The 26,726-nt window shown below is 48.7% G+C and carries 24 protein-coding genes and 1 pseudogene; 9 read left to right on the top strand and 16 right to left on the bottom strand.

Features of this window, described 5'->3' with window-relative positions:
* Positions 1 to 7 precede the first annotated feature (7 nt).
* The 6 genes from CEQ48_RS09215 to CEQ48_RS09185 all read right to left on the bottom strand — a co-directional run bounded on the left by CEQ48_RS09215 (position 8) and on the right by CEQ48_RS09185 (position 7,132).
* Complete coding sequence (locus CEQ48_RS09215) at positions 8 to 298, bottom strand: hypothetical protein (RefSeq protein ID WP_089071032.1); 291 nt, start codon at positions 296 to 298, stop codon at positions 8 to 10.
* A gap of 223 nt (positions 299 to 521) precedes the next feature.
* Positions 522 to 3,062, bottom strand: coding sequence for an Ig-like domain-containing protein (locus CEQ48_RS09210; protein WP_089071031.1), 2,541 nt, complete (start codon positions 3,060 to 3,062; stop codon positions 522 to 524).
* 262 nt (positions 3,063 to 3,324) lie between these two features.
* Positions 3,325 to 4,530, bottom strand: a complete 1,206-nt coding sequence (locus tag CEQ48_RS09205; RefSeq protein WP_089071030.1) for a NupC/NupG family nucleoside CNT transporter — start codon at positions 4,528 to 4,530, stop codon at positions 3,325 to 3,327.
* 216 nt (positions 4,531 to 4,746) lie between these two features.
* Positions 4,747 to 5,694, bottom strand: a complete 948-nt coding sequence (locus tag CEQ48_RS09195) for a LysR family transcriptional regulator (RefSeq protein ID WP_089071028.1) — start codon at positions 5,692 to 5,694, stop codon at positions 4,747 to 4,749.
* 163 nt (positions 5,695 to 5,857) lie between these two features.
* Complete coding sequence (locus CEQ48_RS09190) at positions 5,858 to 6,829, bottom strand: lytic murein transglycosylase (protein WP_089071027.1); 972 nt, start codon at positions 6,827 to 6,829, stop codon at positions 5,858 to 5,860.
* Between the two features lie 24 nt (positions 6,830 to 6,853).
* Positions 6,854 to 7,132 (bottom strand): YcgL domain-containing protein, encoded by a 279-nt coding sequence (locus CEQ48_RS09185; protein WP_000882651.1) that lies wholly within the window; start codon positions 7,130 to 7,132, stop codon positions 6,854 to 6,856.
* Between the two features lie 199 nt (positions 7,133 to 7,331).
* Between CEQ48_RS09185 and minC the strand changes: the two genes are divergently transcribed.
* From minC to CEQ48_RS09165, 4 genes are all read left to right on the top strand, one after another.
* A complete protein-coding gene (gene minC, locus CEQ48_RS09180; protein WP_000042149.1) occupies positions 7,332 to 7,994 on the top strand; it encodes a septum site-determining protein MinC in 663 nt (220 codons plus the stop codon).
* Positions 7,995 to 8,014: 20 nt separating this feature from the next.
* Positions 8,015 to 8,827, top strand: coding sequence for a septum site-determining protein MinD (gene minD / locus CEQ48_RS09175; RefSeq protein ID WP_000086775.1), 813 nt, complete (start codon positions 8,015 to 8,017; stop codon positions 8,825 to 8,827).
* A gap of 4 nt (positions 8,828 to 8,831) precedes the next feature.
* A complete protein-coding gene (minE, locus tag CEQ48_RS09170) occupies positions 8,832 to 9,095 on the top strand; it encodes a cell division topological specificity factor MinE (protein ID WP_000054416.1) in 264 nt (87 codons plus the stop codon).
* Positions 9,096 to 9,386: 291 nt separating this feature from the next.
* Positions 9,387 to 9,875, top strand: a complete 489-nt coding sequence (locus CEQ48_RS09165; RefSeq protein WP_162808112.1) for a copper resistance protein NlpE — start codon at positions 9,387 to 9,389, stop codon at positions 9,873 to 9,875.
* A gap of 81 nt (positions 9,876 to 9,956) precedes the next feature.
* On the opposite strand, the gene CEQ48_RS09160 is transcribed toward CEQ48_RS09165, so the two are convergent.
* Positions 9,957 to 10,280 carry a DUF1244 domain-containing protein gene (locus CEQ48_RS09160; RefSeq protein WP_000046692.1) on the bottom strand — a complete coding sequence of 108 codons (324 nt, stop codon included), beginning with the start codon at positions 10,278 to 10,280 and terminating at the stop codon, positions 9,957 to 9,959.
* A gap of 154 nt (positions 10,281 to 10,434) precedes the next feature.
* A complete protein-coding gene (locus CEQ48_RS09155; RefSeq protein WP_089071025.1) occupies positions 10,435 to 11,310 on the bottom strand; it encodes a Tim44 domain-containing protein in 876 nt (291 codons plus the stop codon).
* 193 nt (positions 11,311 to 11,503) lie between these two features.
* Between CEQ48_RS09155 and CEQ48_RS09150 the strand changes: the two genes are divergently transcribed.
* A complete protein-coding gene (locus CEQ48_RS09150; RefSeq protein ID WP_000113994.1) occupies positions 11,504 to 12,094 on the top strand; it encodes a TetR/AcrR family transcriptional regulator in 591 nt (196 codons plus the stop codon).
* Positions 12,095 to 12,106: 12 nt separating this feature from the next.
* On the top strand, positions 12,107 to 13,978 hold the full coding sequence (locus tag CEQ48_RS09145; RefSeq protein WP_181714682.1) for an MFS transporter: 1,872 nt from the start codon (positions 12,107 to 12,109) through the stop codon (positions 13,976 to 13,978).
* 111 nt (positions 13,979 to 14,089) lie between these two features.
* Here CEQ48_RS09145 and CEQ48_RS20090 read toward each other — a convergent pair.
* Positions 14,090 to 14,277, bottom strand: a pseudogene (locus tag CEQ48_RS20090) (hypothetical protein).
* Between CEQ48_RS20090 and CEQ48_RS09140 the strand changes: the two are divergent.
* Positions 14,192 to 16,207, top strand: coding sequence for a methyl-accepting chemotaxis protein (locus tag CEQ48_RS09140; RefSeq protein WP_308507409.1), 2,016 nt, complete (start codon positions 14,192 to 14,194; stop codon positions 16,205 to 16,207). The pseudogene CEQ48_RS20090 and the gene CEQ48_RS09140 sit on opposite strands and share 86 nt — an antisense overlap.
* A gap of 52 nt (positions 16,208 to 16,259) precedes the next feature.
* Here CEQ48_RS09140 and CEQ48_RS09135 read toward each other — a convergent pair whose 3' ends face one another.
* On the bottom strand, positions 16,260 to 16,805 hold the full coding sequence (locus CEQ48_RS09135; protein WP_046121469.1) for a helix-turn-helix domain-containing protein: 546 nt from the start codon (positions 16,803 to 16,805) through the stop codon (positions 16,260 to 16,262).
* A 93-nt stretch (positions 16,806 to 16,898) separates the two neighbouring features.
* Here CEQ48_RS09135 and CEQ48_RS09130 point away from each other — a divergent pair, with 93 nt between their 5' ends.
* On the top strand, positions 16,899 to 18,059 hold the full coding sequence (locus CEQ48_RS09130; RefSeq protein ID WP_181714694.1) for a benzoate/H(+) symporter BenE family transporter: 1,161 nt from the start codon (positions 16,899 to 16,901) through the stop codon (positions 18,057 to 18,059).
* A gap of 28 nt (positions 18,060 to 18,087) precedes the next feature.
* On the opposite strand, the gene menE is transcribed toward CEQ48_RS09130, so the two are convergent.
* The 6 genes from menE to CEQ48_RS09100 all read right to left on the bottom strand — a co-directional run bounded on the left by menE (position 18,088) and on the right by CEQ48_RS09100 (position 25,269).
* Positions 18,088 to 19,518 (bottom strand): o-succinylbenzoate--CoA ligase, encoded by a 1,431-nt coding sequence (gene menE, locus CEQ48_RS09125; protein ID WP_089071021.1) that lies wholly within the window; start codon positions 19,516 to 19,518, stop codon positions 18,088 to 18,090.
* The gene (menC, locus tag CEQ48_RS09120) at positions 19,494 to 20,492 is read right to left on the bottom strand and encodes an o-succinylbenzoate synthase (protein ID WP_089071020.1); all 999 of its coding nucleotides are present in this window, start codon (positions 20,490 to 20,492) and stop codon (positions 19,494 to 19,496) included. Before menC ends, menE begins: the two co-directional genes overlap by 25 nt.
* Before the next feature lie 88 nt (positions 20,493 to 20,580).
* Positions 20,581 to 21,447 carry a 1,4-dihydroxy-2-naphthoyl-CoA synthase gene (gene menB, locus CEQ48_RS09115; protein ID WP_001918720.1) on the bottom strand — a complete coding sequence of 289 codons (867 nt, stop codon included), beginning with the start codon at positions 21,445 to 21,447 and terminating at the stop codon, positions 20,581 to 20,583.
* 24 nt (positions 21,448 to 21,471) lie between these two features.
* Positions 21,472 to 22,263: a 2-succinyl-6-hydroxy-2,4-cyclohexadiene-1-carboxylate synthase gene (gene menH, locus CEQ48_RS09110; protein ID WP_089071019.1), complete on the bottom strand. Its 792-nt coding sequence runs from the start codon at positions 22,261 to 22,263 to the stop codon at positions 21,472 to 21,474.
* Complete coding sequence (gene menD / locus CEQ48_RS09105; protein WP_089071018.1) at positions 22,253 to 23,965, bottom strand: 2-succinyl-5-enolpyruvyl-6-hydroxy-3-cyclohexene-1-carboxylic-acid synthase; 1,713 nt, start codon at positions 23,963 to 23,965, stop codon at positions 22,253 to 22,255. Before menD ends, menH begins: the two co-directional genes overlap by 11 nt.
* The gene (locus CEQ48_RS09100) at positions 23,962 to 25,269 is read right to left on the bottom strand and encodes an isochorismate synthase (protein WP_089071017.1); all 1,308 of its coding nucleotides are present in this window, start codon (positions 25,267 to 25,269) and stop codon (positions 23,962 to 23,964) included. The genes menD and CEQ48_RS09100 overlap by 4 nt, the downstream gene beginning before the upstream one ends.
* Before the next feature lie 214 nt (positions 25,270 to 25,483).
* On the opposite strand from CEQ48_RS09100, the gene CEQ48_RS09095 reads away from it, so the two are divergent.
* The gene (locus tag CEQ48_RS09095) at positions 25,484 to 26,698 is read left to right on the top strand and encodes a pyridoxal phosphate-dependent aminotransferase (RefSeq protein WP_089071016.1); all 1,215 of its coding nucleotides are present in this window, start codon (positions 25,484 to 25,486) and stop codon (positions 26,696 to 26,698) included.
* Positions 26,699 to 26,726: the final 28 nt, after the last annotated feature.

The following is a 26,726-nucleotide window of genomic DNA, read 5'->3' as shown; positions in this document are numbered from 1 at the left end:
ACAAGAATTAGAGATCATTCATTAGCTGTTCTAACTCATCCGTCGCATCTTCAATAAGATGGCTTAGTTCACGTGCGTCTTGCTCTTCCAAAAAAAGTTGCCATGGGCGCTTTTTGTTAGTACTGACAATTCGAGTATGCCCGATCTTTTTTTCGAACTTAACTTGCTCAAAATCTGCGGCATGATGTTGGTGAGTTTCCATTACATCAATACTCAATTTCCCAAGCGGGCTAATTTCTATGTGAGCATTTAGCTGCGGTTTACCGGCCACTCGGTAATGTCTGTGAACTGTAATCATAATATCCCCCTAGCCTGACATAGTTTTCTACCACTTTTAGTTTAGAACACTCGATTGAACCTGAAGTGCGAATTGCTCATCAAGCTCTCATCCATTTTCTAATTATTTGAAATATTGAGAATTAATTGAGGACTGAACCGAAAAATAATTGTAGAAAGTGATGTTCTAAGAGAAAAGAAAACACCCTAGCTAAACTAGGGTGTTGGTTTAAAACATATAGGGCTTATTGCACATTATTCATCTGGCTAAGTTTGTCCCCAACCGGTTTGGAGAAATTAAAGCCATCATGTTGATCCCAGTTGATTGACCAGGTCATCACCCCTGCATAATTTGGGTAAGCAAAGGCTGGTTTGATGGTGCCGCAGCGGGTTCCTTTGGTTAAACAATCCAACGCATCAAGGATATTTTGGGTTGGAGCTTGACCTGAATTTGCCGAACTTGGACCTGACGGCAAACCAATGGCCACTTGGTCGTCACGCAGTGGTTCAAAGCGTGTCCCGTTGGCTAAGGTGAAGCCTTCAATCAACATTTTTGATTGGGCGACCATCATATCCACAGAGCCTTCTGGTGCCGCACTCGGTGTATATGGGTTAGGTAAACCACCGTTGTTGTAGAGCTGAACATGCAGAATATCGAGCGTGTCACGCACTTCGTTAATCACCGGAATGTAAGCGCCCCAAATTCCACTGTAGGCAACCATACCACCTTGCACATAAGGGTGTTCAGGCGCCATAGTGAGGAACATATCACCACCGATGTTTTTCTCGATTTGCTTCAATGCTCGGCCTAAGCGCGCTTGAATTTGTGAGCCATGAACAAGGTTTGAACCACTTTCGAGATCCACATCCAACCCATCAAAGCCCCATTCTTTGATCAACGCAGTCAGGCTGCTCACAAAGTTGGCTTCATCTTGATCAGTGTTAAGGGTAATGGTGCCTTCAGCGCCACCTAAGGAAAGGACAAATACTTTACCTTTCGCCTGTAGTGCTTTCATATCTTGCTTGAACTGCGCAGGATCGAGCGCAGGACAACTGCTGTAAATATCGCCGGCATACAGGTTGAAATGTACCGTTCCGGTACTGTTGCGATCGTTTTCTGCAAAGGCAATATCAATCACATCCCACGCTTGTGACATATCCGCCAGACGAATTGGGCAACCCGCACCATTGACGAAGTTATGCCAGTAACCAATCAAGCGATGTTTCTTCTGCGCTTGCTCTACCACGCTGATTGCGGCAGCAGAAGAGGTCACGCTCGTTCCTGCTGCGTCAGTCGCTTTCGCGGCAACGGTATAGTTACCAATCGCACTTGGCGTCCAACTGTAAGCAAAAGGCTCTGTTGTATCCGTTGCAACTACTGCGCCGTTGACCACAAACTCCACTTTCGCCACATTATTGGTTAGTGACGTAGCATCGGCGGCAATATTGACCGGTTTACCTAGACCAACGGTTTGGCCGGATGTCGGCGAAGTCAGTGAAACCACCAGATCTTGATCGCTCACCGTCACGCTGACTGCGCTTTCACTGGTGTTACTGTCGTTGTCGGTTGCGACTGCTTTCAGGGTTTGATTCCCTGTAGTGGTGGCTATCCAGTTAACCGCATAAGGCGCTTGAGTCACCACGCCTAAGCTGTTGTTGCCTGCAAAAAACTCCACTTGCGTGACCGAGCCATCGGCATCACTGGCTTGCGCCGCCACACTGACGGTTGAGCCAGCAAGAATCACTTGGTTAGCCGTTGGGTTGGTTAATGTCACGACAGGTGGCGTTGAACAAGCGCCTAAACCACTCCATGCTTCTTTCCAATAACTTCCAACACCTGGCTCATACGCCCAACCGGAGCTGGAAGAACACCAACCGGCGATATCACAGCGATATTTTTGGTTCTTATTTTGTACCAACTGCCCTGCCGAATACGCGGTTCCCGCCGAATACACAGGTAAACCCGCGCAACCTGCATTCGAGCCACTGCCGACCGTTAAAGTCACTTCTTGGCTCAGGGTAGACAGGTTGTCGTTATCAATCGCTTTGGCTTTAAAGGTATGGCTGCCGACAGCGGCATTCCAATTAAACTGATAAGGCTCAGAGCTATCGGTCACAACAAGTTGGCCATCAACATAAAATTCAACAGCGTTGACAGTGCCATCACTGTCAGTGGCATTTGCGGCCACGGCTAAAACATCGCCCACGGTTAGCTGTTCACTGCCCGTCGGGCTAGTCAACGTCACAGTTGGCGGAACTGGGTTACCGGTAGGCGTTACGCTGATGTTCACCGTACTGCTTGATGTTGCGCCTTGGTTATCGGTCGCAATCGCGGTCACTGAAGTGGCTCCTAGCGTTGCCGTCCAATCCACTTGGTATGGGGCTTGTTGGTCAATCGCGATACGCTGTGTGCCGACTAAAAACTCCACCTGAGTAATGCTGCCATCACTATCTGAGGCATTGGCTTGTAATCCGACGACGGAGCCTTGTGGGATCTTGGCGTTATTGAGTGGTGATTGAATGGACACTTGAGGTGGGTTATTCGCCCCTCCGTCACACTGTCCAAGAATTTGCCATGCGTCCCATTGACCAGAATGGGTTACCGGATCGTTACCCTGAGTCCAGTAACGCGCTTGGTAAGCGGTGTTGGTTTTTTGAACTTTATCACTGCCAACATACACTGTACTGCTGTCCCACACTGGCACTCCGGCACAGTTATAGGCTTGTGCTGAGTAACTTACCCCCAAACTGGCGGTAATCACGGCGGCTAAACAATAGCGCTTCATGTTTCTCTCCTGTATTAGATGATGTCGCTTATAACTAATACTCCAGAGTGAAAGATTTGCATGTTAATCAATGGAATAGTTTACCGTTCTCGGCACAGTGTCACTGCTTCTTCTGCGGTTAATCATCGCTTTCAATTCTTTTTCGGCGCGATTCACGAAATGAAAAGGAGATCTTTAAAACAATCACCACTACTAAAAGCGGTGATTTAGGAATAACAAAAAAAGCCAGCGTAATCGCTGGCCCCTATTGCTGAATCAAAGATTACAAAGACAAAATCACCCCAGCGATCGATGCACTCATTAGGTTAGCCAATACGCCGGCGCCAATCGCACGGAAGCCGTATTGGGAGATAAAAGAGCGACGTTCAGGTACAAGGCTACCCAAACCACCAATCAAAATCGCCATGGTAGAAATATTGGCAAAACCGCACAGCGCGAAAGTCACGATCGCTTGTGAATGCGCACTCAATTGCTCTTTCACTTCAATCAGTTGAATGAAAGCGACAAACTCGTTTACCACCACTTTGTTACCAATCAAAGAACCTGCCGTGATCGCTTCATGCCATGGAATACCAATCAGCCAAGCTACCGGAGCGAAAACATACCCCATGATCAGTTCAAAGCTTAGCTCGATGCCAAACCAGCCACCAAACCAACCGAGCAAGCCGTTTAACAGAGCAATCACACTCACGAAAGCGAGCAAAGTCGCCCCTACCGCAACAGCAATTTTCACACCCGACATCGCGCCATCGGCAATCGCTTCGACGACGTTAGTGGATTTCGGCAGATCCAACTCATCTTGCGCAATCGCGGCATCGACTTGTTCGGTTTCAGGCAACATGATTTTTGCCATCAAGAGACCCGCAGGGGCAGACATGAAAGCTGCTGCGATCAGGTAGTTAAGTTCCACACCTAAAGAGGCATAACCAACCAAAGTACCGCCAGCAACCGACGCTAAGCCGCCGCTCATCACAGCAAAGAATTGCGAATCGGTCATTTTATGAAGATAAGGTTTCACCACCAGCGGCGCTTCAATCATACCCACGAAAATGTTTGCGGTAGCAGAAAGGGATTCTGCACGGCCTGTGCCAAGCAATTTCTGTAAACCACCACCGATGAGGTTAATCACTTTCGGCATAATGCCTAAATGGTAAAGGCCAGAAATCAGTGCAGAGAAGAAAATGATGATGCCAAGGACATTAATCGCAAACACAAAACCTACGCTGCCATTGGCGAGGCCACCAAACACAAAACCGATACCATCTTGCCCATAGTTGATCAGTTGTGACACCGCGCCCGTCACACGATTGAGTGCCTCTTTACCCGCAGGTACATACAGCACCAGTAAGGCGAAGAAGATTTGCAACAGCAACGCTAACGAAACTGTACGCAAGTTGATATTTTTTCTATTGGTAGAAAATAGCCACGCAACCAGCAAAATTGCGCCCATACCGAGGAGTGATGACATACGCCGCCCAAAATGTGAGTAGAACAGGAAAAGCGGCGATTTTAGTGAAGGAAATCGTATGCGCAAGGTGAGTTTGTTAATTACTCATTACCAAACCGGTAATCAAAATGCGTCTTTTCATAACTTGCTGATTTTATTAAGACTAAACGTTTGCTTAAAACTTATCTTTTCCATTGGGAAAATATCTTTTGAAAATCAGCAACAATCGATTACGTCTTATCCCGCGGTAAAGCGCACATAAGGTTGTAAGCGTGAATCCCAATAACAAGGATTACCTAGCGTATGTTTGATGAACTCGATGACCGCCGAAGTCTTTTTCGGCATATGTTGACGGCTTGGATACACCGCATAAAACGGCATTTGCTGGTTGGCACACCATTCTGGTAACAGTTGAATCAACTGCCCTGTGCGAAATTCATCACGCAATAAATACGTCGCTAAGTAGGCGATGCCCCATCCTGCCACTGCGGCATCGCGCACCGCTTCCGCCAAATCGACTGAATAATTGCCTGAGACTTTAACGGTTTGACTTTGCCCGTCCCGACTGAATGACCAGCGTGTGTAATCACGCTCCCAACTTCGATAAATCAAGCAGTTATGCTCCATTAAGGCCATAGGTTCTGTGGGTGATCCATAACGTAGCAGGTAGTCTGGCGATGCGGCCACCACAAAACGGCAATCGGCAATGCGCTGCGCCACATAACCCTCTGGTAGCTGCTCGTTACTGGTTATCCATAAATCCAACCCTTCCTTGAGCATATCGACTTTATGATCAAATAGATGCACTTCGACGTTCAACTCAGGATATTGTTGGCGAAGCTGCTCCAAAGCAGGCAACACATGCAAGGTGCCAAAAGATTGCGATAAACCAAGTCTAATCAGCCCTGTCACTTCATCACGCTGATCTTCCATTTCACTTTGTGCATTGGTCACAATCGTTAAAAGTTCACGGCACTGGGCATAAAACAGATTCCCAGCATCCGTCAGAGTAAAGCTGCGCGTGGTGCGCTGTACCAGTTTAACGCCCAGCGAGGCCTCTAACGCGGCGAGCTGTTTACTGACATGAGACACCGACACGCCTAGCGCATGTGCAGCAGCAGTAAAACTTTGATGTTGGATTAACACCGCAAATAAAGCCATTTGGCTCGCGCGTTCAGCAAACAAATCGCATCTCCATCAGCAAACTCTCCCCATCACAGCCTTCTTCATCAACACATCCCGATTACCGAAATGCCTAAAAACCCGTTGCTCACAAACAGAAAAAACAGAGGGCTCAATGAGAGCCCTCTGTTCGCTAATTGCCAACCCGTTGCGCCAATCCAACAGGTTAGAACGCAATCCGATCCGCCAGATGGCTGACCGCCAACGCAAAGTAATGAGAGCGATTCCACTTCATCAATACATTGTAGTTGTTATACACAAGATAAATGCGCCCTGCTTCATCATCAGGCATGATGAGCCATGCTTTAATATCATCAGAAAGCGCTGGCAGCGGTTTACCATCATAACGAGTGACCCCAAGCTTACTCCACTCTTGTAACGTTTTGCCTTTTTCAGGCTGACGTCCTTCTAGAGCATGGTCAAACCCTTTGGGGATTTTCACTTGGCGTCCCCAAGTATACTTATCATCCCATCCTGACTGGCTAAGATAGTTCGCCGTGGAGGCAAACACGTCTGAACGTGTTCCCCAAATGTCTTTTTTGCCATCGCCGTTCCCGTCTGCAGCAAAATTCAAAAATGAACTTGGCATAAATTGGCATTGACCCATCGCACCCGCCCAAGAGCCTTTCATGGATTCAGGTGCAATATGGCCTTGTTCGAGGATCTGCAAGGCGGCCATGGTTTCTTTGCGGAAAAACTCTTCTCGGCGACCTTCATAGGCCAGCGTCGATAAAGCATCAATCACACTAAAGTTACCCGTCAGCGCACCGAAATTACTCTCTACACCCCACAACGCCACTATAAATCTGGGTTGCACGCCGTATTGCTGCCCAATGCGCTGCAATTCATCATAATGCTTTTCATACAAAGCTTGAGCTTGTTTAACTTTCCACTCCGGCACTGCGCGTGGAATATATTCATCCAACGTCAGTTTTTTCTCTGGTTGGTTTTTATCTGCCACCACCGCACGGGGTTTGTATTCAACATTTCGAAAAGCCGCCTCAAGAACGCGATCAGAAATTCCCTCCTGACGTCCCTGCTGTTTTAAGCTTTCCACATATTGTTCAAAACTGACTTCATTGGCGAGTACGGGTGCCGATAACGCTAGGCCCAATACTATCGATAATAATTTTTTCAAGATGCCCTCCTTGAGCCATCTTCATCAGGGAGTTTGGCGCGCTTTGCGCTCCTTATGTTGTTCCAGCAAATTTTCTGGTGGCGGCGGTAACTGCAAAAAGAAACCTTGTTCCTGCATGGATTGTTTCACCTTCTCCACATTCACTTGCGCCAACTGACGCTGCTCAAGATTGACCAGCATGACAAAAATAGGTTTACCAAACATCTGTTTTAAGGTGTCAGGGACCTGTGAAAAATCGTCCCGTTTCGGAATATAGAGATAAGTGCCTTCTTTTTTAGGACTTTTGTAAATAGAGCAAAGCATGACAAGCCTTTTATTTCGATTATTGACCACTTAGGGCATTTTGTCTTAATTCAGTTAACTTTGATCAAAATTGATGCCAAATCACTTATTTCACCGCAAGAGAACTTGCTGTGCTTTGGCGCTGAATATAACATGACAGCCCTGTTCTCAGCCAATGCTCTCTCCGTAAGGCATAGAGTTTATTGAGGTCAACGTTACCATGTCGAAAAACCCTGACCTGAAAGGTAGTAGTTTTACTTTGTCGGTATTACACCTTTCTGACAACCAAATTGCGCATACTGTTCAATTTCTTCAAGAAAAGATCGCGCAAGCCCCGGCCTTTTTTGCCAATGCGCCAGTGGTGATCAATGTGGCGAAAGTCGAGGGCGATCTTGATTATCCTGCGTTAAAACAAGGGATCAGCCAAGCGGGTTTAATCCCCGTCGGTGTCACAGGATGTAAAGACAAACGTAGCCAAAACCTTGCCGTCGAAGCCGGTTTTGCAGTAATGACCGCCACAAACTCCCCAGCCCAAGCCCCAGCGCAAATGGCCCCGACCAAAGTGATTCGTACCCCAGTGCGTTCGGGTCAACAGATTTATGCCAAAGACGGCGATCTGGTGATCTTAAGTCACGTTAGTGCAGGGGCTGAAGTGATCGCCGATGGTTCAATCCATATTTATGGCACGTTACGTGGCCGGGCGATTGCCGGAGCGAGTGGTCAACGAGAAGCACGAATTATTTGTCATGATTTGCAAGCGGAATTGATTTCCATCGCTGGCCGCTATTGGTTAAGTGATCAAATTGAAAGTCAGTTCTGGCAACAGAGGGTGATGCTCAGTATGACTGACGAATCGCTCTATCTCGAAACGCTCACGATTTAAGATTGAAAGGAAAAAATAACATGTCGCGCATTATTGTCGTCACGTCAGGAAAAGGCGGGGTTGGCAAAACCACCTCCAGTGCTGCAATTGCTTCAGGTCTCGCGCTGCGAGGCAAAAAAACCGCTGTGATCGATTTTGATATCGGTCTGCGTAATCTCGATTTAATCATGGGCTGTGAGCGCCGCGTGGTGTACGATTTTGTCAATGTCATCAACGGTGAAGCAACGCTTAACCAAGCCTTGATTAAAGACAAACGCAACGAAAACCTGTTCATCCTGCCTGCCTCTCAAACTCGTGATAAAGATGCGCTAACCAAAGATGGTGTACAGCGCGTGCTCAATGATCTTAAAGAGATGGGTTTTGACTTCATCATTTGTGACTCACCAGCAGGGATTGAGCAAGGCGCGCTGATGGCGTTGTACTACGCCGACGAAGCGATTGTCACCACCAACCCTGAAGTATCGTCAGTGCGCGACTCTGACCGTATTCTAGGTATTCTCGATTCTAAATCGATGCGGGCGGAGCAAGGCCAAGCGCCGATCAAACAGCATCTGCTGCTCACTCGCTACAACCCTGCACGCGTCACTCAAGGTGAAATGCTCAGTGTGCAAGACGTCGAAGAAATCCTACATGTGCCGCTGCTCGGTGTGATTCCAGAAAGCCAAGCCGTATTGAACGCCTCGAACAAAGGGGTTCCAGTAATTTTTGACGATCAATCCGATGCAGGCCAAGCTTATCAAGATACGGTGGCACGTCTACTTGGTGAACAAGTTGAGTTTCGTTTCCTGACTGAAGCGAAGAAAGGTATTTTCAAACGCTTATTCGGAGGTTAACGCTATGTCATTGCTGGAATTTTTCCGCCCACAGAAGAAGACTTCCGCGAGCGTTGCCAAAGAGCGTCTGCAGATCATTGTGGCTGAGCGTCGTAGCCAAAACGATCCTGCACCCAGCTATTTGCCACAACTCAAAGAAGACATTCTGAAAGTGATTGCCAAATACGTCGCGATTGACCCATCCATGGTCGAACTCTCTTTTGAGCATAAAGGCGATGATATCTCGGTGCTTGAGCTCAACGTCAAACTGCCGGATGACGAAAAATAACCCCTTCAAGACCCTCATCCATGAGGGTCTTTTGTTATATCCCTTCTGTCTCTGCTCAGCAGGCTCTCTCCAAACGATTTGGCGTTGTCGTCTGTAGGCGGCAAGTAGGAAAAGGGTATCCTTCTCCACAAGCAAATGACTATTTATTATCTGTTGGGAAATATCGCTTTTATTGAGCTAGATCACACACAACTTGTCGCTAAAATGACGCGCGTTTGACTAGGACTTAACGGCATGAGTTCATATTAGTCGTGTTTGTGATGGTCAACCTTTCTTAACCAAGGATCTATGATGAAAAAAAGTATTTTTGCCCTGAGCGCGCTGACTCTCATTCTTGTCGGTTGCGACAACCAACAAGACGCAAAAGTGGAAGTAGAAAAAGTCGTTGATGTTGCGGCAGCACCTGCTGACCAATCTGCGGCTCAACCATCAACAGCAAGCGTTGATGCAGCGCACAATGCTCAAAACAGCCTAGATTGGGCTGGCATCTATCAAGGCACTCTGCCTTGTGCTGATTGCGGTGGCATTGAAACTGAGCTGACGCTGAACGCGGATGGCACCTACGCGCTAACAGAAAAATACCTCGATAAAGAAGGTGAACCTTTTGCCTCTCAAGGTACTTTCGTTTGGAATGAAGCTGGTAATATCGTAACACTGCAAACAGGCGACCAAACTGGCAGACAATTCATGGTGGGTGAAAACACGCTGTCCCATCTGGATATGGAAGGTAAGGTTATCGAAGGTGAGCTGGCTGAGTTTTACGTGCTAAGCAAGCAATAAACCGAGCCGCTTATACGCTTTACAAAAATACGGTTTACGAAAAACGCGCCATCCATTGGGCGCGTTTTTTATTGCCTATATTTAAGCTTTGCTTTTCGTTTTCGCTTCAAAAGCGGCGAGTTGCTCTGGCGTCGCAGGCGGCTGGTGGTTTGCCTTCCACTCATCGTAAGTCATACCGTAAACGCGCTCACGCGCATCATCAATATTCAAATCCAACCCCTGTTTTTCCGCTTCAGCAGCGTACCATTTACACAAGCAGTTGCGGCAAAAATCCGCCAAAATCATCAAGTCGATGTTCTGAACTTCTTTATGTTGATCAAGATGTTGTAGCAGTTGACGAAATACTGCAGCATCGAGTTTATCTTGCTCGGCTTGGCTGAGTTGTTGATGTTTGAATTGCGCCACGTCACTTTCCTTTTGTGCCATATTGAAGGCGACCAGTATATACCCAAACATAGGCAGATTGCAGTTGAGGCAGGCTTCGGATTTTCGTGATAAAAAACACCCAGCTTTCGCTGGGTGTTGAATATCATGACTAAATTGGGCGTTGGTCTGTTTTTTAACCTTGGATACCAACAATCAACCAAGGAGCATTGGGGACTGTCAGGTCACGTTCTAAGTGCCATACGTCCTCGATGTTCTCTTCAATGCCTTCAACGGCGTCACGATAACGACCACTGAACTGCAAGCTGAGCTGAGCACGGTTTGCATCGTAATCTGCACGAACAATCTCTGCATCCACGTACATGACGTCCGTATGTTGATCGCCTTCGTAATTCGCACGCTCGGCTTTAAGATCTTCAAACAGGCTTGGAGAGACATATTCACGAATCGTTTCGAGTCGGTTATGGTTCCACGCCCCTTGCAAGATGCGATAGTGTTCACGTGCACCATTCACAAACGCCACTCGGTCAAAACCGGCTGGGTAGTTGTGTGGTACATCGCTCTGTGCGGCACTACCAAAACCACCACCCATAGATTGTGGCTGTTCAAAGTTGTGTACGTTAGGTTGCTCAAACGGCGTACGGTTCATGCCGCTATAAGCCGGTTGTTGCTGAGACTGGTTCATGCTGCCTTGCTTTGATGCCAGTAAACCACGCATCAGTTTGAAAATCACAAACGCAATCAGACCCATGATCAGGATATCCATAAATTGGATACCTTCAAATGCACCGCCAAAGAAGGCAGCAAGCAGACCACCTGCCAGTAGACCGCCGAGCAAACCGCCCATTAAGCCTTTCTTCGCAGAGCTGGCTGGATTCGCCGCATCATTTTTCACGGTGTCATTTTTTTGTTGTTGCTGTTTAGGTGCCGGAGCCGTTTTGTAACTGTTGTTACCAAACGACTTACCACCTCCGAATTTTTTGGCCTCAGCAATCGGAGTTACCGCAACCGAAACCATGATTAACGCGATAAGCGAAAACAAACGTTTCATACACTTCCTTAGGGTTCGATGTTATGGGGCTTTGCAGCCGATCTATCTTCTCAAAGTCACTATAGCCAGTTCATCTCGCAATGGAAACGTTTTGCATTTATCGACATGTATCAGAATATTGCAAATCGATTCGTTGACGCTCCTATAGGGGATGTTTAGACTATCGAACGTTGTTCATTATTGAATCCAGATCATGGCTAGACGAAACGATCATACCCGAGAAGAGCTGGTGGCTCTCACCTTAGATAGAGTCAAGCAGTTCCTCGATACCCACTCCTATCATGAACTGAGCTTACGTAAAGTCGCCACTATGATTGGCTACGTGCCCAGCACCTTAGTCAACGTGTTTGGCAATTACAATTTGTTGCTATTGCATGTAGTGGCGCAAACCCTTGATGAATTGGCGCAAGAAGCCCAGCAAGCGGTGAAATCCACCACTTATCCGAAAGATGCACTCTATCAACTGGCTTATTGCTACCATGATTTTGCGAAAAAAAATCCTTATCGCTGGCAGTTAATTTTTGAGCACAATATGAATGGGGAGATGCTGCCCGAGTGGCAAGCTCAACGCATTAATAACATGACCAGCATGTTAGAAGATCTGCTGAAAGTGATTGCGCCTTTGCGTTCAGAGCAAGAAGTGTTGCAGGCGAGCCGCGTATTGTGGTCTGGCGTGCATGGCATCACTATCTTGAGTGTCGATGATAAATTTTTTGCCAATGAACCGATTGATGGTAATGCTTTGATTAATAATCTGCTGAATCACTATCTGGCTAACTGGTAATGGATGAACAAGATGGCAAACCCGACTACGGCTCTCTTAACTGAGCGCCGCTTTTTACCCTATTTCATCACTCAGTTTCTTGGTGCCTTTAACGACAACATTTTTAAAAATGTCTTGTTACTCTTTGTTGCGTTTGCAGGCCCTCAAGCGTTACCGATCTCAAGCAATTTATTCATCAATCTCGCTGCTGGGCTGTTTATTCTGCCTTTTTTCCTCTTCTCTGCGACCGCGGGAGTCTTAGCGGATAAGCTAGAAAAGTCTCGGTATATTCGTTGGGTTAAATTGCTTGAAATCGCCATCATGCTGTGTGGTGCGATAGGTTTTATCACTCAAAGCTACGGAATCTCACTGTTTTTATTGTTTTTGATGGGTACACAATCGGCCTTTTTTGGCCCAGTGAAATACGCATTGCTACCACAACAACTGAAATCGGAAGAGCTCGTCCCCGGTAATGCCTTAGTAGAAACCGGTACTTTTCTGGCGATCTTATTGGGCACAATTGGCGCTGGGCTGATTGCGTCCACCGATAACGCGCACTACTTTGCCGCGGCTGCGGTAGTGATTTTCGCCGTGCTTGGTTATCTCTCTAGTCGCGCTATCCCACTCGCGCCTGCGAGTGCCCCGCATCTCGAATTTCGTTGGCGGCCAATTACGCAAACCAAGCAGACGCTACGCATCGCCAAACGTGATCGCGCCATTTTCCAGTCCATTATGGCGATCAGTTGGTTCTGGTTTCTCGGCGCGGTGTACCTCACTCAGTTTCCTAACTTCACTAAATTGCACCTTAACGGTAATGAAGCCGCGGTCTCTTTCTTACTGGCGCTATTTTCCGTCGGCATTGCCATCGGCTCACTGGCGTGTGACAAGCTTTCCGGACACCGGATTGAGGTCGGTATTGTACCTTTGGGCAGTGTGGGGATCAGTCTTTTTGGGTATCTGATGGCGACCAGCATTCCCGCCGATCTCCCCGTTTTCAGCACTTTTGCGGATTTTGTTACTTACTCCGCGCTATGGCCACTGTTTGCTTATTTATTATTGATTGGCGTGTTTGGTGGCGTATTCATCGTTCCGCTTTACGCCATGTTGCAGCAACGCGCTAAAGTCACTGAACGTGCGCAAGTGATTGCGGCTCTCAATATCTACAATTCGCTGTTTATGGTCGGCAGTGCCGCGCTTGGCATTGTGTGCCTCAGTGTATTGGAGATGAGTATTCCGCAGTTATTTGCACTACTGGCCGTACTTAACGTCTTGGTAGCTTTGTATATTTTCCTACAAGTGCCGATTTTTGCCGTTCGCTTTCTGGTGTGGATCCTCACTCATACGTTGTACCGAGTGCGCCATAAAAACCTGCACCATATTCCAGAACAAGGTGGCGCACTGCTGGTGTGTAACCATGTCAGTTATATGGATGCCCTATTGCTCAGTGCGGTTTGTCCGCGGTTGATTCATTTTGTGATGGAAGAAGAGTACGCCAACCTGCCACTGCTGAAACGTTTCTTGAAACGCGCTGGGGTGATCCCGATTTCTGCCAACAACCGAGCCTCTCTTCGCCGCGCATTTGCGGAGATTGAACACTCACTCAACGAAGGGAATTTGGTGTGCATTTTCCCAGAAGGTCAACTTACCTCCGATGGTGAAATGAATCCGTTTATGCGTGGCTTAGATTTAATCCTACACCGCAGCCCTGTGCCTGTGGTTCCTCTGGCACTCAAAGGGTTATGGGGCAGTTATTTCAGCCGTTACAAAGGCCGAGCTTGCCAAGGCGTGCCACGCCGTTTTCGCTCACAGTTAGAGATTGAAGCGGGAATGCCAGTTGCCCCAGAACAAGCCAACTCGACGGTGATGCACGAAAAAGTGGCACAATTGCGTGGCGACTGGCGTTAATCCCACACCTTCTCCTCTATTTGTTCATGATGTTTTGAAGTTGCAGCGAATCCCGCTGCAACTTCTGCTCATAACCTCATTATTTGTCCTCCCAACTAACCAACAACATCACTAAAACTGTTCTAGACTCAAAGTCACATAGTCGGCTTTTTCAGCCTTTCGTTTAGCACCACAGTGCCATCAGCTAAATATGATGAGTTAGAGGACTCTTTCATGAGAGTAAAAACAAAATTATTAGTCACATTCAGCATCTTCGGTATTTTCGTTACTGCTTTAGGCATTTGGACAATAAAAACTATGTACTCAAGCTCATCGGGATTAAGCTACATAGTAGGCCCTGCTTGGGATACGGCAGATGGCGCAATGGAAACCACCATACAGATTGAAGCCCAGATGCTTGCCGTCAATAGGCTCATCCTAGGTGAAGATAGTCAACGAGTTGAAGAAATACTCAATACTGCCATTACAGAAGTCGATGCTGCTTCTTCCCGCATGATCGAAGCAGGCCTATTAAGTGCGGCTCAGACACAACAATTTTCTCAATTCAACTCACAGTATCAACAATCAAGAAACGCACTGATTACTCGCTACAAAAACTATATCGAGACCAAAAAATCTTACGATAAAGCAACGCAAGTCCTTGTCGATTTTGGTGAAAAACTAGAGACATTAGGTGATAGTGCCGTTGAGGAATTAGAACGAGAACCCAATCGAAGCATCACTTGGCAAAGTGATGTTATGGAACGTTGGCAAGCCGCAGATGGCGGTATGGAATCAAATATAGGCTTGCTATGGAAGCTCTACTACACACAACGTTTGCTGGATGGTCAAGATGATGCCACTCAAATCAAAGCCATTGAACAAGCGATTGAATTTCAAAAACAAGCCAACAGCGAAATGTTCTCGACTGGCCGATTTACTATATCGGCAGGAGAGGAATGGAAAAATGCAAGTTATGAAGAAGTGTTCTCCCAATTAAACTCGCAGCATGAACAGGCGATGATGGCGGTCATTGCAAGCTATCGGAACTACCGTCAAATCTACCAAGAGTACACAGTAACATCACTGGCATTACTGGATTTCATTGCCGAATTAGAAGAACTCGCAGACAGTAAAGTAGAGCAGCAAGCCGTGCTTATTTTAGATGAACAAGCATGGGCGATATCTTCATTTAAGGCATTGATCATTATTGCTTTGCTTGTATTACTGCTGTTAGGTTGGGTCCTTGTGAACCAAATTCTATCCCCGATACAACGTTTGCAGGAGAGAGTGACTGATATATCAGAAGGTAATGGTGACTTAACCCTGCGAGTGAACATCGCCACCCGAGATGAGTTTGGAGAATTGGGCAAATCATTCGATAAATTTATCGAAAAAATACAGAATCTTATTGCTGACATCACTCAATCTACCAATCTCGCTAAGACCGCTGCGGTAGACCTGTCTGCCACGTTTAAAGTGACCGCAGAAGCCGTCAATAAACAGACATTCGAAGTTAATACTATTTCGCACGCGACCACGGAGATGACCGCTATTTCTTCGCAAGTGTCCAGTGGCGCGCGAGAGATAAGCCAATCGGTACTTAACATAGATCAAAATGCGCAAAGTACACTCAACAATGTTCGACAAGCCGCTCAATCGGTCAATGAACTGGTTGCAGAGGTGACACAAGGAACCGAAACCATCAACTCCTTAAAAAATCATGTCACAAGTATCGAGCCAGTGTTAGCCGACATTAATGGCATTGCAGAACAAACCAACTTACTCGCGCTTAATGCAGCGATTGAAGCCGCTCGTGCGGGAGAGCAAGGACGAGGCTTTGCAGTGGTTGCCGATGAAGTGCGTTCACTTGCTACACGAACACAAGGCAGTACCAACACCATCCAGCAGAGCATTACTCAATTGCGTAGCAGCGCCGATGAATCGGTAAGAGTCATTAGCAACAGCATGTTAAAAGGTACTCAAACCACAGAGATCACATCACAGGCTGAAGAGTCCTTACATCAAGTCGCGATTGAAATCTCTCGGCTAACGGAGATGAACCAGCAGACCTCTGATGCGATTACTCATCAAGAGCAATCGGTGACCAGTATTGCTTCTAGCCTTTCTCACTTACAAGCACTTTGCCAAAGTGCCCAAGAAAAAATCCAACAGAGTGAGCACACCATTTCAGCACTCAAGCTAAAACAAGAAGATTTGGCGCTAAAGATGAGTAAATTCAAAATTTAGTATCCTCTGGCAGTGGGCTGCTTACCTATGCCAAAACCGCCCACTGCACCTGTTAGCCGCGCCTTGGGTACGCAACAATATTTTGAAACACTGCTTTTTCTGTCACCGCCGCATACCCGTGAGGTTGGTCGCTAAAAAAACGAATATGCTCTCCCTGTTGCAACTCATGCCACTGTTCATCAAAGAACACCTTCATAATCCCTTCCAAAACATGAATGTATTCAATGACCCCTAAAGCATGAGGTGATGACATCTGCTGATGGTGATCGAGCAGTGTAATTTCAAATATTTCCAATCCTGTATCTGCGGCATAAGGAAATAAGGTGTGGATTTTCATGTTGAGATCGTCAGGGAAAGAACGCTCACTCGACAAAAGTTGCGGATCATTGGCAAAGAAAGCGGAAAATGAAGCCTCAAGGCCGCTAGCAATTTTCCAAAGTGTCGCAATGGTGGGACTGGATTCACCACGTTCAATTTGACCTAACATGGCTTTAGATACCCCAGTAAGTTGAGCAGTGGCATCCAAACTCAACCCTCTGCTTTTGCGCAGGTTTTTTAATTGATTAGCTATTTGTGACTTAAACATCGCGTCAGTCATGCGAAAACCCCTTATTGTGCGCTATAACGCACAGAGCTATACTCGAAACGTGCGCTATTACGCACGACGACTTTACCTGAAAAGGAAATCATGATGAAAGGATTCTTCAATCTTAGTCACCTCTCTGCGGGATTTACCACGGTTTTGGTGGGATACACCAGTTCGGTAGTGATCGTGATCCAAGCCGCCACAGCCTCAGGTGCCAATCCAGCTCAAATCGAAAGTTGGTTGCTGACTCTAGGCGTGGTGATGGGGCTAACGTCAATCCTCTACTCTTGGTTTTACAAAACGCCAATTGTCACGGCGTGGTCAACACCTGCGGCAGTCATGCTGGCGGCATCGGCGGGACAATATTCATTACCCGTGGTGATTGGCGCGTTTATGTTCTCTGGCGCACTGTTTACTTTGACGGGCATGCTCGCGCCTTTGACACGCGCCCTGAGTAAAATCCCAGTTCCTCTAGGTACGGCTATGCTTGGTGCTATTTTGCTGCCCTTTTGTGCCAAAGCCTTCACCCCACTGACCGATACTCCCGCACTCTTTGCACTTTTATTTACTAGCTACTTACTGGCCAAGCACTTTGTTCCTCGATACACCATGTTGGTGCTCTTGCTGGTCAGTCTTGGCAGTGCTCTCGCCTTGGGAAGCTTTCAGCATGCGGATCTGGCGCTGCGGATCGCCACGCCAATCTGGGTAATGCCGGAGTTTGATTGGCTCGCCATACTCAACCTTGCCCTGCCGCTCTACCTCATCACTATGCTTTCACAAAATTTACCGGGTATTGCGATGCTCAAAAGCTATCAGTATGACGCACCAATCAAACCGATTTTGGTGGGCACGGGATTAGCGACCCTGATGAGTGCGCCTTTTGGCGGCTTTAGCGTCAACTTAGCTGCCATTTCTGCCGCCATCTGTATGAATGAGGATGTCGATCAAGACAAAGCACAACGCTACCGTGCGGTACTTTGGGCTGGAGGATTTTATTTATTGGCAGGGATTTTTGCTGCCCTTGTCGTCAATCTCTTCCTCGCGCTACCCAAACCTATTTCAGCCATGCTCGCCGGTTTAGCGCTGCTCGGTACATTGATGATGTGTTTGCAGAGCGCGTTTAAAATCGATGAGCACCGCGAGCCTGCGCTACTCACTTTTGTGATCACGCTTTCTGGTGCCACCTTGTTTGGAATGAGCGCGACGCTGATTGGCCTTGTGATCGGATTGGCGTACTTACGGTTGACGACTCGCCCACGACCATAAACTCAACCAGCAGCGGATAGGTTTAATCTTATAGCGGAGTGAACTGCGTTTGGTTGGCGGCCAACCACGCTTTCACCGCCGCACGAGAGACTTTAATTCCCCCATCCAGCAAAGCATCGGGGAGTAAACAGTACATGATAGGCCATTTGAATTTTTCGAGTTTAGCTTGGCACCAAGTATCACCGATGGCTTTACACCACTCGGCCTCACTACGAATCACGGCGACGGGTCGCGCACCAAACTCACTATCTTGAACGGGTATTACGATCGCCACTTGCACATGAGGGTGCTGGTTTAACACCGCTTCTATTTCTTCACAGTGAACATTTTCACCGCCAGAGATAAAAAGATTATCCGCTCGGCCATCAATCAACAGGTTATTGCCCTGCCAGCGACCGAGATCTTTGCTGTCAAACCAACCCTGCTCATTAGTGAGCGGCACTAGCTGCCCTTGCTGATAATAGCCTTGTGCCAACGTCTTCCCAGCAATGAAAATCCGCCCATCAACAAGGCGCAGCTCACGATGCTCCAAAAGCTCACCATTACCTGCAAGTCCATCGACCCGCTTTGCCGTCACGGTGGAGGCGGCTTCGGTCATGCCATAGCCGAGCCAAGTATCAATACCGCGCGTTGCCGCCATTTGAGCGAGTTCAACAGGGATATGGCTGCCGCCGAGCAGAACACGTTTGAGTGTCAATCGAGAGCGACCGTCCAACAGACGTTTAAGCTGAGTAGGCACCAATGAAGCATGAGTGACGCCAGCAATATCGCTTTGCAGATCGCCAGTGCCGATCTTGAGTGTGGCTCCGACAGCAAGCCAGCGATAGAGAATAGCCACACCAGAGATATGATACAGCGGCAAACTGAGTAACCAACTGTCTGATTCGGTAAAAACAAACTTGTTCAGTAAACCGCGCGCCGAAACCAAATGTTGCTGATGAGTGTGTGCCACCGCTTTAGGTGTCCCCGTCGAACCTGAAGTAAATATTAACGTCGCCAGATGTTCACAAGAAAACTGGCTAGAGACTTTCTCACCACCAACGGATTCATCCCACACATCGGGCAAGCTCAGAAGATGGGCATTAAGCTCCGTAATCTCTTCTTCACTCAGCGCGCAAGATGGCGCTAACCAGAGATGCTTCGGGCTTTGTGCCGCATAAAGCGTGGCGAGCTTGTCTTGCAAACGAGCTAAAGGTTGTGGCGCAAGAAAGGCGCACAGCGCGCCCACTTGAGTACAGGCCCAAAACCACAGCACAGTGGGCAGGTGATTTTTTCCCACCAGCGTCACCACTTCCCCCGACCGAACCCCTTGCTCACGCAGCGCTTTAGCGTAGTGCGCCACTTGGCTATCTAATGCTTGCCAAGTCAGCGTTTGATCAGAATGGAGCAGCGCGACCTGATTGGGGTCACGCTCAAGCCAAGGCTGCCAAAGGCTCACAGAGAAGATTCCGAGCGCCATACGATTTGCTGCTCTTGCAGGGCAACCACAGGCAGTGAACAATTTGGCCACGGCGTTTCGAGCTGAGCACGGAATAATCCCATCGTATCCAGTCCCGGTACTTCATTAGGCAGCAGTTTATGCGCCAAACGCGCTAACTGGTTCAAGCCTAAGCTCGATTCTAAGCTAGAGCTGATCAACGCTTGTAGTCCAAGTGCTTTGGCTTTCTCAATCAAAGCCTCCACACGATACACCGAGCCAATTAGGGTTGGTTTGATGACAATGGTTTTGACGCCTAGCAAGTCATCCAATTTGAAATCAGCATCGCGAACCGCTTCTTGTAAGGTTTCGTCCCATGCAATCGCAATCCCGGTATCAATCGAAAATGCGATGCTTTCACTTGGCGACTGGCACGGCTCTTCCAAAAACGCAATTCGGCTGCGTAAAGACGGCGCAACGTATTGAGCGAACTTGAGCGCTTTGGCGGGAGTCCATGCGCGGTTGGCATCCAAACGCAGGGTCAAATCCGGCATGGATTCCAAGAACAGGTTGACCAGCATGCCATCCCGAATCGGCTCATACAGCCCAACTTTAACCTTAGCGACTTTCTGCCCCGGCAAATTGTTCAATACCGGCAGCAGCTCATCCGGATCGCCCGTGCATAGCGGCGCAACATAGTAATTGCCTTGTGCGGGCAGCGCTTGTTCTAGCTCGTAGTGCGCCGTCGAAAGACCAAAAGCGACCGAAGGGTGCTGTACATCCCACTCGATAGCGTGACCTTTAACCCACCGCTCAAGCAGCGCTTGTGTTTGTTCGCCGGCGTCTTCCAGCGTTTCACGGCTAAAACCGGGCAGCGGTGCAATCTCGCCGCGTGCAGTACGGCCGTTTTCGGTCAGTTCGACAATAAAACCTTCACGCTGAGTCAGTTTCTCATTGCGAAGGATGACACCGCTATCCATCGGCAGTTGGTAGCGATAGAGGGTTGCATGGCGCATGTGGATCTCTTCCTATATCCAATACATTCACATAAACCGACGTTTATGTTCAAAGAGAAAGAGCGGCAGGACGCCGCTCTGAAAAGCATTATGGGTTACGTGGGAACTTGTTAAAGTCCGGACGGCGTTTTTCATTAAACGCGTTACGGCCTTCTTGCCCTTCTTCAGTCATGTAGAACAGCATGGTCGCGTTGCCAGCCAGCTCTTGCAGACCCGCTTGACCATCACAGTCCGCATTGAGCGCGGCTTTTAGGCAGCGAATCGCCATCGGGCTGTGTTGCAGCACTTCGCGACACCAGCGCACGGTTTCTCTTTCCAGCTCTTCCACTGGCACAACCGTGTTCACCAGTCCCATATCCAAGGCTTCTTGGGCATTGTAGAAACGGCACAGGAACCAGATTTCGCGCGCTTTCTTCTGGCCGACAATACGCGCCATGTAAGAAGCACCCCAGCCGCCATCGAATGAGCCCACTTTCGGGCCCGTTTGACCAAATTGCGCATTTTCTGCTGCGATGGTCAGGTCACACATCATGTGCAGCACATGACCGCCGCCTACCGCCCAGCCAGCCACCGCCGCAATCACCGGCTTTGGACAAGTCCGGATCTGGCGTTGGAAATCGAGCACGTTCAGGTGGTGAGTACCGGAATCATCGCGGTAACCGCCGTAGTCACCACGGATTTTCTGATCGCCACCGGAGCAGAACGCATCTTCACCTAGACCGGTCAGGATAATCACACCCACTTTGTCGTCATAACGCGCATCCGCCAGTGCATGGATCATCTCTTTGACGGTCAATGGACGAAACGCATTGCGTACTTGTGGTCTGGCGATGGTGATTTTGGCAATCCCATCGTCGGATTTGTGGTAGTGGATATCTTGATAGTCACCGGTGCAGTCTTGCCAAATCACTGGTGCGTAGAGTTCTTGCTCAGAAATGCCTGTAGTTTTAGCCATGGTGGTTTCCATTGTCGTTATCACTCAATCGATTATTGAGTGGATCATCGCTTGTACAATCTTGGCAAACGCTTGCGGCTGTTCGTGGTGGACATTGTGTCCCGCCTGCGCAACCTGACTGTAACTTAACCCGCTACTCTCGGCGAGTTGCTGAAATTTACTGTCTTGCTCACCACACACGTAATGGATGGGGAGCTTAAGAGCCTGCAGCGCTGGCAATAAATAGGGCTGCTTAGCCAGACTTGTTGCCAGTAACATATGTGCTACTGATGTACCAAGATTAGCACTACGCTGCGCAATCAAAGTTTGTCTTTGCTCATGATTTAGTGAACTAAATACCGCTTGTTGATACCAATCGCTCAACACATGCTCAATCGGTTGCTGACTAAAGCGCTGCGCCCACTGCTGATCATGTTGCCAACGCGCTGCTTTTTCCGCATTTTCTTGCAGCCCGAAGTGACCACCTTCGATGATCGCCCCTCGCAGATTAAGACGCGAAAAAGCCCCCTGCACTAATCCATTCATGATGAATCGCCCGCCGAGCGAATAGCCAACCAAAATGACTGGCACCTCAGGAGTAACATGGGCTTGTACGGTTTGCTCGATCATTTCGACCGCTTCGGCAAACTCATCACAATGCCGTTCTGGATTTGCGCCGTGACCGGGAAGATCCAGCGTCAATACTGCACACTGAGTGCGCGCTAAATGAGAGAGAACTGGTTGCCAATCCGCACCACTGCCGAGCAAACCGTGCACCAACACCACCAAGGGTGTTCGCGCAGTGGGCTTGGCAAAGTGCAGTTGACTAGAGAGCATGGAGTTGCGACGTCAATTGTTTGATGTGCATGGAGGCTTGCTGCGGCGGGGTTTTCACCTCGATAAGCAAAGTACCTGCACCGTGTGCAAAATGCTCTTCCACCAAGGTTTGGTAGTGCTCTAAGGTTTGCGCCGCGCAATACCCTAAACCAAATTGTGAGGCGGCATGGGCAAAGTCCATTCCATGCGGCATTTGATAGAGCGCTTCGCGCTGCTCACTCGGCACAGGCAGGAGATCGAAAATCGCTCCGCCGTCGTTATTGGTCACCACTATCACGGTCGGCTGCGCAGGATTGCGCATCAACGCGAGCGAGTTGAGATCGTACAGTAGCGAGGTATCTCCCAGCAGCATCAGTAATGGCTTTTGCCGCGCACGTTGCACCCCTGACGCTGTGGCGACTAAGCCATCAATGCCAGATGCGCCCCGATTGGAGAACACTTCACGCCCATCAAGCGCGCTGAACATATCCACCAAACGCACAATCAGGCTGTTGCCCAAAAACAGATCCGCTTGCGTAGCGCGCTCAGTCAAATCTAACGCCAGTGCGACTTCACTCAGGGAAGAAGAGGAGAAATGCAGTTGCGCCAGTTGGCGAACCGACTGCGCATAATGGGTTAACTCATCGGCCCAACCTTGCTGGGTATGTTGACCCGCTATGCGTTTGCTGAGTACAGCGTCTACCCAGAGGGTAATCTCACACACCCACTGCTGCTGCATGGCGTGCCAAGGGTTATTGCGTGCGCTGTGCGGCGCAATGTAATGATACTCGCCAAGACCCGTGGCGCACCACGCTTCTAACCACTGCAACAGACGTTTGGAGACAATCCGCGAGCCAAATTGAACCACACATTGAGCTTGATTGAGCTGTTCACGTGCTTTGGGATGCTGCAGCCAGAGATCAAAATGTGCCCATTGGCTACTGATGCCCGATTGCGGATCGCACAGTAGCGGCCAGCCCATCGCTTTGGCAAAACGCTTTGCCGCTTGAGCCTCTTGCAAGCTCAGCGAGCCAACTATCACCACCCCTTTAGTCAGCAAGCCATCGATTGCTGCAGGCACACTCTGCACTAATCCTTGGTGAACTTGGGTATACGGCCGAGCTTGCTCACGCCAACGCTGAACTGGTTGTAAATAGGGTTGATAAATTGCCTCATCCCCAGCCGAATACAAGGGCTCAGGAAATGGGCAATTGATGTGTACGCTTCCACCGAGTAGGGTTTGACCCGCCATCACTTCATCAATCGACGTGAGTAGCCAAGAAAGTGGATGATGGATGGCAGGACTAGGCAGTTCCAGCGATGCCGTGACATGAGATGAAAAAATCCCCGATTGCACAATGGCTTGATTGGCACCACACCCCACTAGCTCAAGCGGACGATCCGCCGTAAGTACCACTAAACGTTCACCGGTGAGTTTGGATTCAGCAATGGCTGGTAATAAGTTCGCCACTGCAGTGCCCGAAGTTACAATCACCGCAACAGGCTGTTGGCTGGCTTTCGCTAAACCAAGCGCCATAAACCCTAAGCCGCGCTCGTCATAGTGAGTATGTAACGTGAAAGCCGTATTCGCATTAGCCTCAAGCGTCAACGGGGTTGAACGAGAGCCCGGAGCCACACACACTTGTGTCACTCCCAAACGGCTTAACTCTTCGAGTAACACTCGCGACCAAAGGCGGTTCAATAAAGCTTGATCGTGGTTCATGATGCCACTCCCAGCGGTAAGCGGTCGGTTATCAAGCTCAATAAGGTAGAGAGCTTTTTATCCAGCTCCTGCCATTCATGCTCAGCAGTCGAGCCCGGCACAATGCCAGCGCCTGCATAGAGCTGAACTTGTTTATCCACCACTAAAGCACTGCGGATCGCCACACAAAACTCGGCTTGCGCATGGCTAAAGTAACCCATGGAGCCTGCGTACCAGCCGCGTGCAAAAGGCTCATTTTCCGCGATGAAAGCCAGTGCCGCTTGACGAGGTAAACCCGCAACCGCGGCGGTAGGTTGTAATGCGCCCAGTAACTGCACGCCATTGACCCCAGATTTAAGCTGCGCATCAATGCGTTTTTTCAGATGCTGCACTTTACGCAATCGCACCAGTTGCGCTTCTCGCTGGGTATGGATCTGCTCGGCGTGTGGCGCGAGGCTTTCGATAATGTCCTCTACCACCAACTGATTTTCATTGAGGTTTTTACTGTCATGCGTCAGCCAGTGAGCCAGTTCCATATCTTGCGTCGCATTAGCTCCCCGGCCAATCGTGCCCGCTAAAGCTTCGGTTTCCAGATTCTGCCCATGGCGTAGGTAGAGCCGCTCTGGGGTTGACCCCATAAAGCTGTGGCGAGAATCGAGAGCCAAAAGAAAGTGAAAGCTGTGGTGATTTTGGGCATGGCTAGCTTTGAGCAGTTGCGCCGCACTGAGCGGTGCATCCAACGTCAGCGTTGTTTTACGCGCTAACACCACTTTTTTAAACTGTTGTTCGGTGATCCCCGCCAGCGCTTTTCCCACCAAATCATGCCAGTTAGCCGCCGTTGGCGTGTGTTCGACACTAGTGACGTGCGCTGTCATCGAACGCAAAGTGGGCACTTCCACCAGCAGTTTTTGCAGTGCGGTCAGCGTGCGCTGCGGCTCATTGTTGATATTGACCGCGAGTAACCATTGTTCATCCCGTCGAATCAGTTCAATCTGTGGTAGAAAGAAGAAGGAAGACATGCAACGCGGATTTTTGGCGGTATGCCCATCAAAGGAGCGTCCACCCCATACTCGCTGCTCATCGCCTAAAATCGCATACGCCGGAGCAGGATCGGTAAACGTGTACACCTGACCGAGCGCGACCACTTCTTCACGAGTATCACGCGATTGCCAGTAAAATTTGGGGAAAATCGGTTGGGCATCAAGCCAGTCAATCAGCGCAAAGGGAGGCTTATCGGCCAACGGCTGAGTAAAACGAACATCATGATCCTTCGCGCCACGGATGTGCTCCATCAATTGAGCAACGGCCTGATAAAAATGCAACAAAGCGACCTCGTACGGGGAGAGATTCGGTAAACTGCGGCTACTCTATTGAGAGAGCCTTATGAAATCAAGGTTATGGGGTATCTTTTACTTCGGCAAGTGATCGAGGCAACATGTCTTCTGATTTTAAAACCAGGTTGTCTTAGATTTTTATTCTAAAAAATGGCAAGTTAGTGTAGTTTGATCAAGAAAACAGATTATTTTCAGGAATATTACAATGCAAAATATCGGGATGTCGTCAAAACTCGATAATGTCTGCTATGACATTCGAGGACCAGTGCTTAAACATGCTAAACGCATGGAAGAAGAAGGGCATAAAATACTGAAGCTTAACATCGGTAACCCTGCCCCGTTTGGTTTCGACGCCCCAGACGAGATCCTAGTCGATGTGATCCGTAACCTACCCACTTCACAAGGTTACTGTGACTCGAAAGGCATTTATTCCGCTCGTAAAGCGGTGGTGCAGTACTACCAGAAAAAAGGTATCCGCAGTCTGGACGTCGAAGATGTGTACATCGGGAACGGTGCATCAGAGCTTATCGTGATGGCGATGCAAGCTCTCCTCAACAATAGCGATGAAATGCTGGTGCCCGCTCCTGATTACCCACTGTGGACAGCCGCGGTAGCACTTTCTGGTGGCAAAGCCGTGCACTACATCTGTGATGAAGAAGCCGATTGGTATCCCGATCTCGACGATATTCGCAGCAAAATCACTCCAAAAACCCGTGGCATTGTGCTGATCAACCCCAATAACCCAACGGGTGCGGTGTACAGCCGCGATTTCTTGCTGGAAATTGTAGAAATTGCCCGTAAGCACAAGTTGATCATTTTCGCTGATGAGATTTACGACAAAGTGCTGTACGACGGCGCCGTGCATACCTCAATCGCCACTTTGGCGGATGATGTGTTAGTGGCAACCTTCAACGGTTTGTCCAAAGCTTATCGTGTGTGTGGTTTCCGTGGTGGCTGGATGTTCCTGACTGGCCCTAAACAACTCGCACAAGGTTATATCGCTGGTCTGGATATGCTTTCCTCCATGCGTTTGTGTGCTAACGTGCCGATGCAGCACGCCATTCAAACCGCACTTGGCGGCTACCAAAGTATCAATGAGCTGATTCTGCCGGGCGGCCGACTGCTTGAGCAACGTGATCGCGCATGGGAACTGATTAACCAGATCCCAGGCATTTCTTGCGTGAAACCGAAAGGCGCGATGTACCTGTTCCCGAAAATTGATACCAAGATGTATCCGATCAAAGATGATCAGAAAATGGTGCTCGATTTCCTAGTGCAAGAAAAAGTGCTACTGGTACAAGGCAGTGGTTTTAACTGGCCAAAACCGGATCACTTCCGCATTGTGACGCTGCCGCATGTGGAAGATTTGGAAATCGCCATCAGTCGCTTTGAACGCTTTATCACGACTTACAGCCAATAGTAGATTGGCAGCAAGTCGCAAAATGACT

Source organism: Vibrio tarriae, assembly GCF_002216685.1.
In the GTDB taxonomy this organism is placed as follows: Bacteria; Pseudomonadota; Gammaproteobacteria; order Enterobacterales; family Vibrionaceae; genus Vibrio; species Vibrio tarriae.
The sequence above is the reverse complement of the archived record's forward strand: the minus strand, read 5'-3'. Positions and strand labels throughout refer to the sequence as shown.

Excerpts from the sequence above, each read along its gene's own strand:
- CEQ48_RS09215 (WP_089071032.1), bottom strand. The coding sequence starts at position 298 with ATGATTACAGTTCACAGACATTACCGAGTGGCCGGTAAACCGCAGCTA.
- CEQ48_RS09210 (WP_089071031.1), bottom strand. The coding sequence starts at position 3,062 with ATGAAGCGCTATTGTTTAGCCGCCGTGATTACCGCCAGTTTGGGGGTA.
- CEQ48_RS09205 (WP_089071030.1), bottom strand. The coding sequence starts at position 4,530 with ATGTCATCACTCCTCGGTATGGGCGCAATTTTGCTGGTTGCGTGGCTA.
- CEQ48_RS09185 (WP_000882651.1), bottom strand. The coding sequence starts at position 7,132 with ATGCTTTGCTCTATTTACAAAAGTCCTAAAAAAGAAGGCACTTATCTC.
- minC (WP_000042149.1), top strand. The coding sequence starts at position 7,332 with ATGTCGAAAAACCCTGACCTGAAAGGTAGTAGTTTTACTTTGTCGGTA.
- minD (WP_000086775.1), top strand. The coding sequence starts at position 8,015 with ATGTCGCGCATTATTGTCGTCACGTCAGGAAAAGGCGGGGTTGGCAAA.
- minE (WP_000054416.1), top strand. The coding sequence starts at position 8,832 with ATGTCATTGCTGGAATTTTTCCGCCCACAGAAGAAGACTTCCGCGAGC.
- CEQ48_RS09165 (WP_162808112.1), top strand. The coding sequence starts at position 9,387 with ATGAAAAAAAGTATTTTTGCCCTGAGCGCGCTGACTCTCATTCTTGTC.
- CEQ48_RS09155 (WP_089071025.1), bottom strand. The coding sequence starts at position 11,310 with ATGAAACGTTTGTTTTCGCTTATCGCGTTAATCATGGTTTCGGTTGCG.
- CEQ48_RS09150 (WP_000113994.1), top strand. The coding sequence starts at position 11,504 with ATGGCTAGACGAAACGATCATACCCGAGAAGAGCTGGTGGCTCTCACC.
- CEQ48_RS09145 (WP_181714682.1), top strand. The coding sequence starts at position 12,107 with ATGGCAAACCCGACTACGGCTCTCTTAACTGAGCGCCGCTTTTTACCC.
- CEQ48_RS09140 (WP_308507409.1), top strand. The coding sequence starts at position 14,192 with ATGAGAGTAAAAACAAAATTATTAGTCACATTCAGCATCTTCGGTATT.
- CEQ48_RS09135 (WP_046121469.1), bottom strand. The coding sequence starts at position 16,805 with ATGACTGACGCGATGTTTAAGTCACAAATAGCTAATCAATTAAAAAAC.
- CEQ48_RS09130 (WP_181714694.1), top strand. The coding sequence starts at position 16,899 with ATGAAAGGATTCTTCAATCTTAGTCACCTCTCTGCGGGATTTACCACG.
- menE (WP_089071021.1), bottom strand. The coding sequence starts at position 19,518 with ATGGCGCTCGGAATCTTCTCTGTGAGCCTTTGGCAGCCTTGGCTTGAG.
- menC (WP_089071020.1), bottom strand. The coding sequence starts at position 20,492 with ATGCGCCATGCAACCCTCTATCGCTACCAACTGCCGATGGATAGCGGT.
- menB (WP_001918720.1), bottom strand. The coding sequence starts at position 21,447 with ATGGCTAAAACTACAGGCATTTCTGAGCAAGAACTCTACGCACCAGTG.
- menH (WP_089071019.1), bottom strand. The coding sequence starts at position 22,263 with ATGCTCTCTAGTCAACTGCACTTTGCCAAGCCCACTGCGCGAACACCC.
- menD (WP_089071018.1), bottom strand. The coding sequence starts at position 23,965 with ATGAACCACGATCAAGCTTTATTGAACCGCCTTTGGTCGCGAGTGTTA.
- CEQ48_RS09095 (WP_089071016.1), top strand. The coding sequence starts at position 25,484 with ATGCAAAATATCGGGATGTCGTCAAAACTCGATAATGTCTGCTATGAC.